The organism is Helicobacter sp. 23-1046 (assembly GCF_053654635.1).
Genome location: NZ_JBSIUS010000001.1, coordinates 401609 through 416434 on the forward strand (window position 1 = coordinate 401609; position 14826 = coordinate 416434).

General features: G+C 38.7%; 11 protein-coding genes and 1 pseudogene. 5 read left to right on the forward strand and 7 right to left on the reverse strand.

The window, feature by feature from the left end:
- Positions 1-455: 455 nt before the first annotated feature.
- A complete protein-coding gene (locus ACWIUJ_RS01915; RefSeq protein ID WP_454168627.1) occupies positions 456-1421 on the reverse strand; it encodes a hypothetical protein in 966 nt (321 codons plus the stop codon).
- Positions 1422-1812: 391 nt separating this feature from the next.
- Here ACWIUJ_RS01915 and metK point away from each other — a divergent pair, with 391 nt between their 5' ends.
- The 5 genes and pseudogenes from metK to ACWIUJ_RS01940 all read left to right on the forward strand — a co-directional run.
- A complete protein-coding gene (gene metK, locus ACWIUJ_RS01920) occupies positions 1813-2976 on the forward strand; it encodes a methionine adenosyltransferase (protein WP_454168629.1) in 1164 nt (387 codons plus the stop codon).
- Between the two features lie 29 nt (positions 2977-3005).
- A complete protein-coding gene (locus ACWIUJ_RS01925) occupies positions 3006-5084 on the forward strand; it encodes a GmrSD restriction endonuclease domain-containing protein (RefSeq protein WP_454168631.1) in 2079 nt (692 codons plus the stop codon).
- 166 nt (positions 5085-5250) lie between these two features.
- Positions 5251-6495, forward strand: a complete 1245-nt coding sequence (locus tag ACWIUJ_RS01930) for an AAA family ATPase (protein WP_454168633.1) — start codon at positions 5251-5253, stop codon at positions 6493-6495.
- Positions 6488-7132: an RloB family protein gene (locus tag ACWIUJ_RS01935; RefSeq protein WP_454168635.1), complete on the forward strand. Its 645-nt coding sequence runs from the start codon at positions 6488-6490 to the stop codon at positions 7130-7132. The genes ACWIUJ_RS01930 and ACWIUJ_RS01935 overlap by 8 nt, the downstream gene beginning before the upstream one ends.
- Before the next feature lie 21 nt (positions 7133-7153).
- Positions 7154-7306: pseudogene (locus ACWIUJ_RS01940) on the forward strand (methionine adenosyltransferase domain-containing protein); the annotation flags it as partial.
- Between the two features lie 55 nt (positions 7307-7361).
- Here ACWIUJ_RS01940 and ACWIUJ_RS01945 read toward each other — a convergent pair.
- The 6 genes from ACWIUJ_RS01945 to hemW form a co-directional block, all read right to left on the reverse strand.
- Positions 7362-7658 carry a DUF3240 family protein gene (locus tag ACWIUJ_RS01945; RefSeq protein WP_454152161.1) on the reverse strand — a complete coding sequence of 99 codons (297 nt, stop codon included), beginning with the start codon at positions 7656-7658 and terminating at the stop codon, positions 7362-7364.
- Positions 7659-7666: 8 nt separating this feature from the next.
- Complete coding sequence (locus tag ACWIUJ_RS01950; RefSeq protein WP_454168637.1) at positions 7667-10723, reverse strand: efflux RND transporter permease subunit; 3057 nt, start codon at positions 10721-10723, stop codon at positions 7667-7669.
- 3 nt (positions 10724-10726) lie between these two features.
- Positions 10727-11803 carry an efflux RND transporter periplasmic adaptor subunit gene (locus ACWIUJ_RS01955; RefSeq protein ID WP_454168639.1) on the reverse strand — a complete coding sequence of 359 codons (1077 nt, stop codon included), beginning with the start codon at positions 11801-11803 and terminating at the stop codon, positions 10727-10729.
- 2 nt (positions 11804-11805) lie between these two features.
- The gene (locus ACWIUJ_RS01960) at positions 11806-13089 is read right to left on the reverse strand and encodes a TolC family protein (protein ID WP_454152164.1); all 1284 of its coding nucleotides are present in this window, start codon (positions 13087-13089) and stop codon (positions 11806-11808) included.
- Between the two features lie 104 nt (positions 13090-13193).
- Positions 13194-13670, reverse strand: a complete 477-nt coding sequence (locus tag ACWIUJ_RS01965) for an RNA pyrophosphohydrolase (RefSeq protein WP_454152165.1) — start codon at positions 13668-13670, stop codon at positions 13194-13196.
- A 55-nt stretch (positions 13671-13725) separates the two neighbouring features.
- On the reverse strand, positions 13726-14814 hold the full coding sequence (gene hemW / locus ACWIUJ_RS01970; protein ID WP_454152166.1) for a radical SAM family heme chaperone HemW: 1089 nt from the start codon (positions 14812-14814) through the stop codon (positions 13726-13728).
- Between the last annotated feature and the right edge of the window lie 12 nt (positions 14815-14826).

A 14826-nucleotide genomic window follows, 5' to 3' on the forward strand; every position in this document is an offset into this window, starting at 1 on the left:
TTGCGTAGATTCGCAGATAATGCGTGATTTGTGCGGATTTTAAAGTGTGGTAGAATGCGGGTGGGCGAATGGGATTGACTAGCCCAACGCCCGACTCGCGCTGTGCTTAACCCTGCGGGACGCCCACTTCCCTTATTTTAGCCACTTGTTAAACCCTTATCCTACTAAACTTCTTGTTTTAGGATATTTCACCCTTTGTCAAGTCCTTTTAATCTCTTATTTGTGCTATTTTAACGAAGTCTATTATAGCACAAAAGGATTTAACAAGTGGCTAAAACCTGTTATTATCAAGTTGCTAATGAATTTCAATTATAGCACAAAAGGATTTAACAAGTGGCTAAAACCCTCTTACAAATTAAGTGGATTGTGTATGGGGGAGAATGGCGCACACAATGAAATTTTTAATTTCATTGTGTGCGCCTAAAATTTTGCATTTCAAGCAGGAAGTATCTAGCCTACTTTTTCACAGGGATAGGCACGATTTCTGGATATTTTTTATCCCAATTAAAGCTAAAAGTGAATTTGGCAGTCTTATTGACAAGATTCTTTTTAAAAGCCTCGCTAATCTCTACGACATTAGCGTGTATTTCTATATCGTTGTAATGCTCTTGGACGAATTGCTTGAATTCAGGGTATTTGACAATTTCAACAGGGCGATATGCACTTTCGCAATTTTCATCATCAGTCTTTCTTAGTTTGTATTTTATGGTATCAACGACCCCGCCATCAATTTTAATCTCGCTCGCATCAGATTCACTTGTAAATATAGAGAGAGAATACCAAGCAGATTTGTCCGCTGGAGACTTACATTTATATTTCATAGGAGTTTCGATACCTGTTGTGAGGACTTCAAAGTCTTGTTTTGCAGGCTTGCCCTTAAAAAACTTCTTGTAATATGTCTTTGTTATCGTTGGATACTCTATCAACGAAGTTCTTTTGACTTCATTGTATTCTTCAAATATATTATCAACGAAAATAATGGCATAGGGCACAATCTTATCATCTGGTATCTCGTTATATCGAAGAAGTTTCAAAATCTCCATATATTTCGCCTTAAGCCCTCTAAAGCTATTGAGCTTTCGCTTTTCAGCATACACACCCTCAACTTTATCCATATATGGCTGTATATCTTTATCAGCTACATCGTGGAACTTAAAAGAGAATCTATACCAGCACGCCGAGTTTCCCAACTCATCTTCATTTAAAAGTCCTGTAAGCACTTTCACACCCGGGTCGAGAGCTATCGTTTCTTTTCCTTTGTATTCTTTATCGGCGATAGCATTGATATGTGAATACTCCTTATCCACCTGCATACGAGAAGCGATATAGTTCTCTATGAGTTTCACATTCACACATTGCTTCACATCAGCCCCTAATACTGTGCCTAAGGCACACAGCACACCAAACACAAGTTTTTTCATTGTTACTCCTTTTTATAAAATAAAATGTCTTACCACATCGGCGAGTATGTAAAAATTTTAAGATTCTCTTAAACTTAAACACTTTTACGCCAAGTAACGGGCAAACAAAAAACAATTTTTATTCCATAAAAATTTTACTTAATCTAATTTTTTTAGAATCAGGGCAATGATTTTTTCACTTTTATATATATTTTGAGATTTTTTGAGGTGTTTTTGCTAGGATAGGTGTGAGCAAATGTATCGCCTAGTTACGAAGAATCTTTGCAAAAAATCTAAAACACAATACATATTTAGATTTTTTTGTTATTATGTGCTTGCAAAAAATCTAAAACACAATATGAGTTTGGCGATTTTTACATATTTCATAAGCAATTCTTAAAGGAGAATCCAAATGGCGACAAAATCTTTTCTTTTCACAAGCGAGTCCGTTACAGAGGGGCACCCAGACAAAATGGCTGACCAAATCAGCGATGCGGTGCTAGACTACATAATAGCACGGGATAAAAAGGCGCGTGTGGCGTGCGAAACGCTACTAAGCAATGGCTTTTGCGTGATTGCAGGTGAGCTAAAAACGAGCATTTACGCACCTATGCAAGACATCGCGCGTGAAGTAGTGCAAGACATCGGCTACACAGACGCGCTATATGGCTTTGACTACAAGTCCTGTGCGGTGCTAAATGGCATAGGCGAGCAAAGCCCTGATATAAATCAAGGCGTGGATAGAGAAGATGGCGAAATCGGTGCTGGCGACCAAGGGCTTATGTTTGGCTATGCGTGTAGGGAGACACCTAGCCTTATGCCACTGCCTATTTGGCTCTCACACCGCTTGACAGAGGGTTTGGCAGCCAAGCGCAAGGATGGCACTCTGCCGTTCTTGCGCCCTGATGGCAAATCCCAAGTAACAGTGCGCTATGAAAATGGCGTCCCAAAGGCTATCGATACGATTGTCATCTCCACCCAACATAGCCCAGAAACTGCGCAAAGCCACCTAAAAGACGCTGTGATTGAGGAAATCGTCCAAAAAGTCCTACCACGCGAATATCTAAGCGATAATATCCGCTACTTTGTCAATCCCACAGGCAAATTTGTCATAGGCGGACCGCAAGGCGATGCGGGGCTTACAGGGCGAAAAATCATCGTAGATACTTATGGCGGGAGCTGTCCGCACGGAGGCGGTGCATTTAGCGGTAAAGACCCTAGCAAAGTCGATAGAAGCGCGGCGTATGCGGCGCGCTATGTGGCGAAAAATCTCGTGGCAAGTGGCGTGTGCGACAAAGCGGTGGTGCAGCTAGCCTACGCTATCGGCGTGGTAGAGCCTGTATCGATTTTGGTAGATACGCAAGGCACGGGCAAGGTGGAAGATTCTGTGCTAACAGAATGCGTGAAAAACACCTTTCGCCTCACGCCAAAAGGCATCATCGAATCGCTTGACTTGCTCCGACCAATCTATCGTAAAACTGCGGCGTATGGACACTTTGGACGCGAACTAAGCGAATTTAGCTGGGAAAAAACCGACAAAATCGAAGCAATAAGGGATTTTTGTAAGATTAAATAAGGATTTAACTAAAAATGGAGGCGTAAAAAATGGAAGCAAGACCTACGGATATTTTGGGATTTTTAGGTAAATCACAAAACTTTCAATTTGTAGTCCCTGTATATCAGCGAATGTATAGCTGGGATATTAGGCATTGCGAAAAGCTATGGGAAGATATATTGAGAGTGGGCGCAAATGATAATGTGCTTATGCACTTCATTGGCTCGATAATGTATATCGGTGATAAACACTCTCAAACCGCGATAAATCAGCTCTCTGTCATCGATGGACAACAACGGCTTACGACTTTGAGTTTGCTTCTTATCGCGCTTAGCAATGCTATTGGGGAAAATGATGAGATTTTAGAAAAATTTTCAAAAACAAAAATCCGCAATCGCTACCTAATAAATCCCGATGAGAGAGAGCAAAAACGCTACAAACTCATTCTCTCTCAAACTGATAAAGACACGCTAATTTCTCTCATAGATGATAAACCACAGCCAAAAGAAATCTCTATAAAAATATTAGAGAATTTTGAATTTTTTAAAGAGAAATTAGAGAATGAGAATTTAGAAATCGTATGCAAGGGCATAAACAAACTCTCCATTATTGATATTTCGCTAGATAGAGAAAAAGATGAGGCACAGCTTATCTTTGAGAGTATGAACTCCACAGGAAAAGATTTAACACAAACAGATTTGATGCGCAACTATATCTTAATGGATTTGCCACCACAAAAGCAATCTCATCTTTATGAAACGCATTGGCGAGAAATGGAGCGTGGATTTGGACAGCAATATTATGGAGAGAAGTTTGACTTTTTTGTGAGAGATTATTTGACAATTAAAAACAACGGCAAAGTGCCAAATTTAAAGAAAATCTATGATTCATTTAAGCAATATCACCAAGATAATAATTTAGAAGTGGAAAATCTACTTATTGAATTGCAAAAATACGCGAAATATTATTGCAATATGGCTCTTAAACAAGAAAACGACAAAGAGCTATTAAGCGTGTTTGATGAGCTATCCAAGCTAGAAGCTGATGTCGTATATCCATTTTTGCTTAGGCTGTATGATGATTATATAAACAAGATTTTGGAAAAAAGTGATTTTTTGCATATTGTCAAATTGACAGGGAGTTTTATTTTTAGACGCGCAGTGTGTGGGATTCCCACCAATGGACTAAATAAAATCTTTGCGACTTTTGGGAATTTTATCAACCCGCAAAAATATATTGAGAGTGTGTTGGCGAGATTTTGCCTAGTAGCCTTTCCAAGCGATGAATCTTTTAGGGAAAATCTAATAAGCAAAGAACTTTATAACAAGTTTAAGCGGACAAATTATCTACTCTCAAAGCTAGAAAACTTCGGTAGAAAAGAAAAAGTAGATATAAACGAATACACCATAGAACACATTATGCCTCAAAATATAGATACCAGCGTTGCTTGGCAAAAAGAGCTAGGGGATAACTATGTCGAGATTCACGAAAAATACTTGCATTGTTTAGGCAATCTCACTCTAACAGGCTATAACTCGGAGTATTCTAATAAATCCTTTAGAGAAAAGCGGGATATGAAAGGCGGATTCAAACAAAGTCCCTTGAAATTAAATGAGGGGTTAGGGAATTTAGAATCTTTTGGGGAACAAGAGGTTCTAAAAAGAGCTAATGCGTTGGCAGATATGGCGGTGCAGATTTGGGAGTATCCAAAAATCGATAAAGAGATTTTGCAAAACTATAAAAATAAAAAGGAAAAAAGATTAGAATCTTACACACTTGAAAATCATAAATACTTAAATCAAAATGGCAAAAGTAGGAAGCTATTTGATGAGTTACGAAGTGGGATTTTATCACTTGATGAGGGAGTGCAAGAGGAGATTTTAAAACTCTATATCGCTTATAAATTCGATACAAATTTTGTGGATATTATCCCACAAGCTGAACGACTAAAACTAAGCATAAATATCTATAAACAAGATTTAGATGACCCAAAAGATTTAGCAATAGACATAGCGAGTAATCCAAAAGGGCAATGGGGAAATGGCAAGGTGGAGGTAATTTTAGATTCTATGGAAAAATTGCCGTATTGTTTAGGGCTGATACGACAGGCATTAGAAGCGCAACAATAGATTTGATTTTGTTAGATTGGGCTTTTGAAAGCGAGTTAGAATTTTAAATTCTCAAAGACAAATTTTAAATACAATTTAACTTAATAATTTACAAAATTTTGTCAAAAAGTTATTCTAAAATGTATTATAATACATTTTTAAGTTTTTATAATTTAAGGGGACATAAATGCTAATTGAATTTAGAGTAAAAAATTTTCACTCTATACAAGATGAGCAAGTGTTTAGCCTTGTGGCAAGTAGTCAAAAGCAACACGCAAATAACACCTTTCAAATCAAAAATGAAAAATTAACTTTATTAAAAAGTGTTGCGATTTATGGGGCAAATGCAGCAGGTAAGTCTAATCTCATCAAGGCTTTTGCCGTAATGAATGAGATCGTGATAAAAAGTGCGATAGCCCAAAGAAATGAGAAGTTACCAATCTTGCCTTTTTTGCTCGGGCAAAATAAAAACGAGCCAACAGAATTTGAAATGTCTTTTTTGACACAGGGCGTTAGATACAGATATGGTTTTAGTGCCACAAATGATAGAGTGCTTAAAGAGTGGCTTTTTGCCTATCCAAATGGCAGAATGCAACAATTTTTTTTAAGAACCTATGATGAAAAAAGTGGCGAATACATTTATGAGGATAGAAATCTAACAGGCGAAAAAAAGCTGTGGGAAAAATCCACGCGCGAAAATGCCCTTTTTTTATCTACCGCCATTCAGCTCAATAATCAGCAGTTAAAGCCTATTTTTGATTGGTTTTTTTTCCTTAATATCAGCACAAATTCGGGCGATTTTGCAAATTCTTTTAACATTACCATTGATACCTTTCAAAAGCAACCAAAAGAGCTAATCGACTATCTAAAAGCCGTAGATTTAGATATTGAGAATTTAAAAATTGAAAAGCAAGATTTTGAGCAAGAAGCACCATCAAATATCCCAAAAGAAATGAGAGAACAATTTAAGCAATTTAGCAAGGTTACGCGATTTAGGGTTAAAACTACCCATACAAATCAGCAAGGCAAACATATTGATTTTAACATAGAGTTAGAATCAGAAGGCACGCAAAAGTTTTTTACTTTTTTGGGACCCGTTTTAGAAACTTTGCGTAGCGGGCGAATTTTAATTATCGATGAATTGCACAATCATTTACACCCATCAATGACACGCTTTATCATTGAGCTTTTTCATAATGACAAAATCAACACCAAAAACGCCCAGCTTATCTTTACCACGCACGAAACTTCTGTGTTAAATAAAGATATTTTTAGAAAAGACCAAATCTATTTTTGCGAAAAACAAAACAAAGCCACCAAAATTTACTCTATGAGCGATTTTAAGGGATTACGCGAACATATCGACTATGAAAAATCATATCTGTTAGGAAGATTTGGAGCTTTGCCACGACTAAAAAGCATTAATGGCTAAAATGGGAACAGATGATTTGCATAAAAAATCGCTTATCAAGCGACCACAGCGCAATTTAAAACCCAACAAAGTTATTTTAATCGTATGCGAGGGTGAAAAAACAGAGAAAAATTATTTTCAAAAATTAAAAGAATTTTTAAGTCTTATAAGCGTTAGTATTGAGATTTTGCCAAGCCCACACCCAACGCCTATGCAAGTCATAAACTATGCAGAACAAAAAGCAAAAGAAATAGGCGAATATGATGAAGTTTATTGCGTGATTGATAGAGATACACACAGCGATTTTGATGAGGCATTAGCCAAAGCAAAGAGCATAAAATTGCAAGACGCTATTTTTGAAATTATCGTTTCAGACCCTTGTTTTGAGTTTTGGATATTGTTACATTTTGCAAAAATCACGCCAAATTTTCGTGCAACTAAAAGCCCTTGCAAAGAATTACAAAAACACAAAGATTTTAAGAAAAACTTGCCACATTACACAAAAGACTATGATTTTAAAGACATTATCGCTAGTCATTTACCAACTGCGATTAAAAATGCAAACGAAATAAATAATGTAAATCTACCAACAAGACAAACGCCATATACCGAAGTTGTTAATCTTGTAGAGAGATTGCAAACATTGGCAAAGCAATGATGATAATTTCATAAAACAAAAACACCAAAAGGTATCATACAATCGCTTGACTTGCTCCGCCCAATCTATCGCAAAACCGCAGCGTATGGACACTTTGGACGCGAACTGGGCGAATTTAGCTGGGAAAAAACCGATAAAATCGAAGCAATAAGGGATTTTTGTAAGATTAAATAGCGCATTAGGGTAGGGCACAAGCCCTACAAAAATAATGATAAAACTTGTGTTGAGCTTAAGAATCTAAGTTATAAATTTCTAAGTGGCTTTTAAAGATTCTCATATCATTTGTCCCAAAGGCTTGCAATAGTTTGTTTGCAAGGAATTTCGCTCTGTCTTCGTAGAGATAAATTTTAAACACACCATATTCTTGTCTGCCACTGACTTGTTCTTGCGGGCTTTGGAGCATTAGTGTAGAGGCGTATTTAGAGGCTTGATGATAGTAGAAGTCATCAAAGCCGTCCTCTAGTAGCATATCCACGATAGAATCTTTTAAATTATCCTTAAAGTAAATTTCTAACATAATTTCCATATCTCACCTCATACGCCAAATTTTTTCACAAAGAATCGGAAAAGCGGAGGCAACATCACTAATGTCAAAAATGATGAGGTAACCAATCCACCTAAAACCACAATCGCTAGTGGCTTTTGCACCTCACTTCCCACACCGCTTGAGAGGAGCATTGGCACAAGTCCAAGCCCAGCAATGCACGCCGTCATAAGCACAGGGCGCAATCGCCTCTTTGCTCCAATCACCACAGCTTCATCTACGCTTAACCCTTGCTTGAGTAATTGTAAGAAATATCCCACCATTACCACGCCATTAAGCACGGCGATTCCAAATAGGGCGATAAATCCTACGCTTGCTGGCACAGAAATATATTCCCCAGAGATAAAGAGTGCCACAAGCCCACCTGTAACGGCAAATGGAATATTAAGCAAGATAAGTAATGCCAGCGGAATGGACTTAAAGGTGAAAAAGAGGATAAAGAAAATTGCTAAAATGCTCAATGGAATAACGGTTGAGAGACGCTTTGAGGCGCGTTGTTGATTCTCAAATTGCCCGCCATATACGATTGAGTAGCCATCTTGGAGCTGGACTTGCTCGGCAATTTTTTGCTGTGCCTCTTGCACGAATCCGCCTAAGTCCCTATCACGCACATTTGAACGCACGACATTATACCTTTGTGCCCCCTCTCGCTGTATCTGCACTGGACCATCGATTTCTTCAATCTCTGCAATCGAGCTAATTGGGGTTGGTGAGCCGTTAATAGAGCTCATTTCAAGGCTTTTTAACCGCGTAACATCAGTGGCAAGCTCTCTGTCTTGTCTAATGATAACGGGGATTCTCGCGTTGCCTTGTGGGATATACTCTACCATTACGCCCTCTAGCGCGCTTCTCATAAATTTTGCAAATTCATCGCTAGTAATCCCCATATTTGCCATAATAGCGTTATAAGGCGTGATATGGAGGTAATTTATGCCTTGATTGAAAGTTGTAAAAGTTTCTTCTGAGCCATCGATATTTTTAAGTATGTCTAGAATCTGCGCACTTAGTCTATTAAGCTCATCTATCTCATATCCAAAGATTTTAATCGCCAAATCCCCACGCACACCTGTGAGCATTTCAGAGATTCTCATATCGATAGGTTGCATAATCGCTAAATTCATACCCTTAATATCATCAAGCACTTCACGGATTTTATCGATATTTTCTTCCATATTTTTTGATTCCCATTCATCTTGGGGTTTAAAAGATATGAACGCATCGCTTTGATTTGGTCCTGCTGGGTCTAGCCCCACTTCATCTGCGCCAATCCTTGTAACCACACTCTTAATATCAGGCACACGCGAGAGGAGCTCTCTTTGTAGGATTAACATTAGCTTTTTGTTTTCTTCTAATGAGATAGATGGTGGTCCCTCGACATTGATAACTATATCGCCCTCATTTAGTGTAGGCATAAACGCACTCCCTATGAATGGGAATAAACTAAGACTAAGGAACAAAAATGCGATTGCGCTAAAAAATACGGTTTTAAAGCGAGTAAGCGAAAAATGCAAAATGGGGTCATACATTCTATGGAGGAATTGTGTGAGTTTGGTTTCTTTATGTTCGCTTACTTTAAGCACAAACGAGCTAATCACAGGGATAACCGTCATTGAAAGGATTAGACTTCCTAGCAGGGCAAAAACTATCGTTTGTGCTAGTGGGATAAAAAATTTCCCCTCCAAGCCCTCAAGTGTGAGAAGCGGGGTAAAAAATATGATAATGATTAAAATACCACTAAACACAGAGACAGAAATTTCACTACAAGAGCGATAAATGGTGTGGAGTTTGGGTGAATTTTTACTTAAGCTTAGTCGCTCAAAGGCATTTTCTACCACCACCACAGCGGAATCCACCAAGATTCCAATAGCAATGGCAAGTCCTCCTAGGCTCATAAGGTTTGCCGAGATTCCATACTCTTTCATCAGCACAAATGCCACAGAGATACTCAAAGGTAAGATGACACTCACAGCCACCGCTGCACGCACATCGCCGAGGAATAAAAATAGCGTAACGATAATAAGCACAATAGCTTCAGCCAAAACTTTTACGACATTATTTACCGCTTTTTGCGTAAGCTCCGAGCGGTCATAGAATATGCGTAGCTCCACACCATCTGGTAAATTTGGCTTTAAGGCTTCCATTTTTATTTTAATCTCATCAATCGCATCGCGCGCATTCGCACCTTTAAGCGAGAGCACAAGTCCCTGTGTGGTCTCGCCTACACCATCAATGACTACGAGCCCAAGTCGCGTAAGTGAAGATTCTATAACGCGACAAAAATTTCCAATTTTCACAAAGCCATATTTAGTAACAATGGGGATTTCTCGGATTTGTTCCACACTCAGTGAGGCAGTTTGGATTTTTACTAAAAATGTCTGTCCATCTCTATCCACGCGTCCCGCACCCTCATTTTTGAGGTTGGCACTTAGAGCGTCTTCGAGATTAGAAATACTCAAACCAAATCGAGCCATATCATCAAAGTCTGGCACTACGGCAATCGCACGCGCATATCCACCAAGTCTATTGACATCAGCTACGCCCTTTGTGTTGCGCAACATAGGGCGAATGGTGAAATCTAGGAGCTGTCGCTTCTCTATCTCGCTAATATCCCCCTCAATAGTAAACATAAACATATCGCTCAATGGCGTTACGATAGGGGCAAGCCCGCCACTTACTTCTTTTGGTAAATCAGCCATTGCCATTGTGAGCTTTTCATTTACCATATTACGCGCGAGGTAAATATCCGTCCCGTCATTAAAATCAATGGTAATATCCGCTATGCCGTATTTAGAGAGTGAGCGCAGGTTTTTTTGATTAGGTAATCCAAGTAGCTCTAATTCTAATGGGCGCACTACGCGGTTTTCCACCTCTTCTGGTGCCATACCGGGTGCTTTTAAGATGATTTTTACTTGTGTGGAGGAAATATCTGGGAACGCATCAATAGGAATGGTTACAAAGCTATATGAGCCAAAAAAAAGCAGTGCCAACGCACAAATGACGACCATTAGTCGCTGGCGCAATGAAAATTCTAATATTTTGGTAAGCATTGGTTAATCCGCGCTTCCAAGTCCGCTCATAATGCCTTGCAGGACAATGATTGAGCCTGTGGCAACTTGCGTGTTATTTTTTATCGCTCCCTTAGGGACTACAAAGGCACTATCGTGCTCTTCTTGGATTTTGATTTTTGTAGGTTGGAATCCATTTTTTGTCCTCACAAAGGTAACAAAATCATTCCCCACTTTAATCACCGCAGATGATGGGACAAGTATCGTGCCTTTAGGAAGTGCACCATCAATATAGACATTTATCATTTCCCCCACTTTGAAATCTTTTGCAGTGATTTTAGCGGTGGCTAAAATAGTGTTGGTATTTTTATCAATTACCACAGACATAGATTCAATATGTCCTATTTTTCGTCCCTTGTTATCAAAGAGATTGTCGCCCTTTGCCACGGTTTGAGCGAGGTGAGCTGGTATGCGAATGCGCCCTAAAAGTGTGCTTTGCTCTAGTGAAATTCTCACATAGGGCGTAAAGGCATTGATTTTTTGCCCGCTTTGATAAGGAGCGACAGAGAGCACACCACTTGCCTTTGCCACGATTGGGAATCCATACTCACCCTGCTTGCCAGATTTCATAAAAGATTCACTCACGCCTAATAAATCAAGTTTAGCAAAAGTTTCGTTGTATTTGAGTTGGAGTTCGTTCATTGTGAGGTAGCTTAGTTGATATTCGCGCTTAGAAATAACCCCACTTTTATACAGCATTTTGTCTTTTTGTTCGTTTTCTTGGGCGATTTTTAACCTCTCTCGTGTGTTGGTAAAGTCAAAAAATAGCGTGCTTAACTCATTTGAGCTAATATCACAAATCAAATCCCCCTTATTTACACGCTCCCCTTCGCGTTTATACACATTTACCACCACGGTTTCAAAGCTCGAACTCTGTGCGACAGAGGTCTTATCATCAAAATCAATAAGTGCGTTAAATGGAATCCCCTTATCTCCGTGCTCTCTATCTGTGAGCGTGATGAGTGATATGCCATTTGTTTTCATCGCTGATTCACTCATAACTACTTCATCATATCCCCACAAAGACACGACAAGCGCACACACAAAAACAATCTTTTTCATTTTTACTCCTTTGGCGTAAGGTTATATAGCGGTAGATTAAGCACTTGGGCTAACGATTCTTCAAGCATTGCCAAAGTGTTAATATACTCTTTTTTCATTTCGATAGTATAAATCATAGAATCCAAATGGTTGTTTCTAATGGTTAAATATTCAAATACGCTTGTTTTCCCAGCTTCATAGCCAATTTTGTTGATTTGAGAGAGTTCGCGTTTGTTATCTTCATCATTTTTTGCCAGCGTTATAGCCTTGCGTTTGGAATCTAACTGCTCAAGGTAGGAATATGCAGTGTTTTGCAATGTATTTTCTAAGATTTCGCGCTCACGCATTGAGCCACTTTGTAACGCAAGATACATTGATTTTTGATTACCATATCTAGTGGTAAGTGGGATAGGGATTTTTACTTTTACGCCTATGCCATTATTTGATTCCCCAACGATTGTCCCCACGCCTACTTCGATAGCATCTAGCCTTGAGCGCGAAGCTGCTTTTGCCATATTTTCAAAATCCTTAATATCAAGTGTTACTATATCCATATATAGAGAGTTTTGTATGCTGGATTCTATGTTTAAACTCGTGGAATCTAAATAATCAAAATTTAGCCCACTCACTTCAATATCCTCAACCTCACGGCTTAGTCCAAGTGCTACTCTAAGTGAGTTAAGCGAGTTTAAAACAAGTCTTTTGCTATTTTCAAACATTACTTGCACGCCTAGATAATCGCTCCTAAAAAATAGGTATTGCGATTTTGAGATTCTCCCTGCGTCATAGCGCACCTTAGCTATATCAAGTTGCTCTTTTGCATTATTTAACCTATTTTTATAGACATCAAACTGCTCTTTTTGCGCGAGGTATTCTAAATACATACGCTTAAGCCCGATAATAGTGAGTATTTTAGAGAGTTCATAACTTTTGCTTTGACGCTCATAGCGAGTTTTATACATTTGCCTTAAAATACTTGAGACCCAAGGAAGTCGCGGAGCAATCATCACATATATTTCGCTTTCTTGTTCTTTGCCACCAGCTGGAGATTTTGTTTGTTGTGAAGTGAAGTCAAGGTATGGTGAGTTCCACGACCTAGCGAACTTCCCCTCATATATGAGACTTTGTTTTTGTGCTTGGGATTTGGCAAGGATAGTGGAGTTGTGTTCGGCGGCTTGTATAAAGTCCTCAATGCTTAGTGTAACTCTATTTTTCTGCTCTTGTTTTTCTGCGCTTAGCACTAAGGTTTGGCTTGCTAACACGATACACCAAAATACGCCCCAAAGACATTTGCCTATCGACCCCACTCTCACCTCCGTTGATTTATAAAGATTTTCTAAAATCCCTAAAAATTTGCATTCCCTAAGAATCCTAGCATTTTATGAGCCAAAAAAGGTAAATGCAAACACACCTAAATAAATCCCTCGCTTCTAAAATAGGATAAAACTTCCTTATACACGCCTTTTTTGAAGTGTGTAATATAGGCAAAAAGTTCTTTGTATGAGACGAATTTGTATTCATTAAATTCTGGTTCTTGTGTTTGGAGATTGATTTTTGCTCCACTTTGTAAGCATACAAGGAAGTATTTTTGAATCTGTCCATCGTAAGGATACATTTTTTTGCTAATGCTTTCAGGGAAATCGTATTTCACCCAATCGTTGTGCTGGGCTAGGATTTTTACTTCATCTGTGCCAATTTCTTCTTTTAGCTCTCGTAATAATGCTTGTTCGGGTGTTTCTCCCTCATCAATTCCACCTTGTGGGAACTGCCACGCACCTTTTAAATCACTTCTATGGGCGATGAAAAATTCGCACTCACTTGGATATTTTGGCGAGAGAATGACTGCAGCGACATTTGGACGATATTTTTTTTCTTTGTTTTCTTGCATTGTTCCCCCTTGTTTTTAAGATATTATAATGTATTTTTATTTACAATTTGTTATTTTAACGCTTCTCGCTAAGCCATAGTGTAATTTCATCAGCAAGGAGGAAATCTCTGGCTACCGCCATATTTTTTATCCCATTTTTTTGTATATATATTTGATTAGATTCTACGAGGATTTGGAGATTTTGTGGATTGAGCATTTGGCAATCCACTCCCACCTCACAACGCAATCCAAGCATAATTTCTTCAAAGTCTAAATCCTGTTTGCTTAAAATTTCTTTTTCCCTAAAATGTGGATTGTTGATATATTCTTGGAGTGTGGTATTTGCTTTGTAACGCACATTTTCAATCCTCCCAACCGCTCCACACCCACAGCCTACATACTCTTTGCCCTGCCAATAAGCAAGATTGTGCTTGCAGGTGTAGCCATCTTTTGCGTAGTTTGAGACTTCATATTGTCTAAACCCTTGCGTAAAAAATCGCTCTTTGAGTATTTGTGCTTGAGTTACGCAATCTTGGCTAAGATTCTCTTTTGGTGGTGATTTAAGCGCAAATCGCGAGCCCTCATCAATGCTTAGGCAATATGCTGAAATATGCGTTAATGGGAGCTTTGCGAGATTATCACATTCGCTTTGTATGAGTGCTTCATCATCAAGTGGTGTGCCAAAGATAATATCGCAATTTATGTTTTTAAACCCGCTTTTTTGCGCATTTTCAAATGCTTGAAAAATATCTTTAATGCAATGTTCGCGCTCTAAAAATGCAAGTTTTTTTGCATTGAAACTTTGCACACCTATGCTTAAGCGATTTGCTCCCATTGCGATTAAATCCTCACACCAAGAACGCGTGATGAGATTGACATTCCCCTCTATGCTAATCTCGCATTGCGAATCTAAAAAATCCTTAAAGCAGGCAAAAACCTTTTGATAAAATGTGGAATCTAGCACATTTGGCGTGCCTCCACCGATAAAGACACTTTGAAGTGTTGTATTTGGCTCGCGCTCTTTAAGTGTATTGAGTGAGGCTGTGATGTCTTTGCAAAGCGCATTTATATAAGGCGTGTAAGATTCTTGTTTGCTGACAAAAGAATTAAACGCGCAGTAGCCACATTTAGAGTTACAAAATGGAATGTGAATGTAGAGTTGCAAGTTTCCCCTTTT

What these genes read in the sequence shown, in the direction of transcription:
- ACWIUJ_RS01965 (WP_454152165.1), bottom strand. Translation starts at nt 13,670, where the DNA reads ATGCAAGAAAACAAAGAAAAAAAATATCGTCCAAATGTCGCTGCAGTC.
- ACWIUJ_RS01950 (WP_454168637.1), bottom strand. Translation starts at nt 10,723, where the DNA reads ATGCTTACCAAAATATTAGAATTTTCATTGCGCCAGCGACTAATGGTC.
- metK (WP_454168629.1), top strand. Translation starts at nt 1,813, where the DNA reads ATGGCGACAAAATCTTTTCTTTTCACAAGCGAGTCCGTTACAGAGGGG.
- ACWIUJ_RS01945 (WP_454152161.1), bottom strand. Translation starts at nt 7,658, where the DNA reads ATGGAAATTATGTTAGAAATTTACTTTAAGGATAATTTAAAAGATTCT.
- ACWIUJ_RS01925 (WP_454168631.1), top strand. Translation starts at nt 3,006, where the DNA reads ATGGAAGCAAGACCTACGGATATTTTGGGATTTTTAGGTAAATCACAA.
- ACWIUJ_RS01955 (WP_454168639.1), bottom strand. Translation starts at nt 11,803, where the DNA reads ATGAAAAAGATTGTTTTTGTGTGTGCGCTTGTCGTGTCTTTGTGGGGA.
- ACWIUJ_RS01930 (WP_454168633.1), top strand. Translation starts at nt 5,251, where the DNA reads ATGCTAATTGAATTTAGAGTAAAAAATTTTCACTCTATACAAGATGAG.
- ACWIUJ_RS01915 (WP_454168627.1), bottom strand. Translation starts at nt 1,421, where the DNA reads ATGAAAAAACTTGTGTTTGGTGTGCTGTGTGCCTTAGGCACAGTATTA.
- ACWIUJ_RS01935 (WP_454168635.1), top strand. Translation starts at nt 6,488, where the DNA reads ATGGCTAAAATGGGAACAGATGATTTGCATAAAAAATCGCTTATCAAG.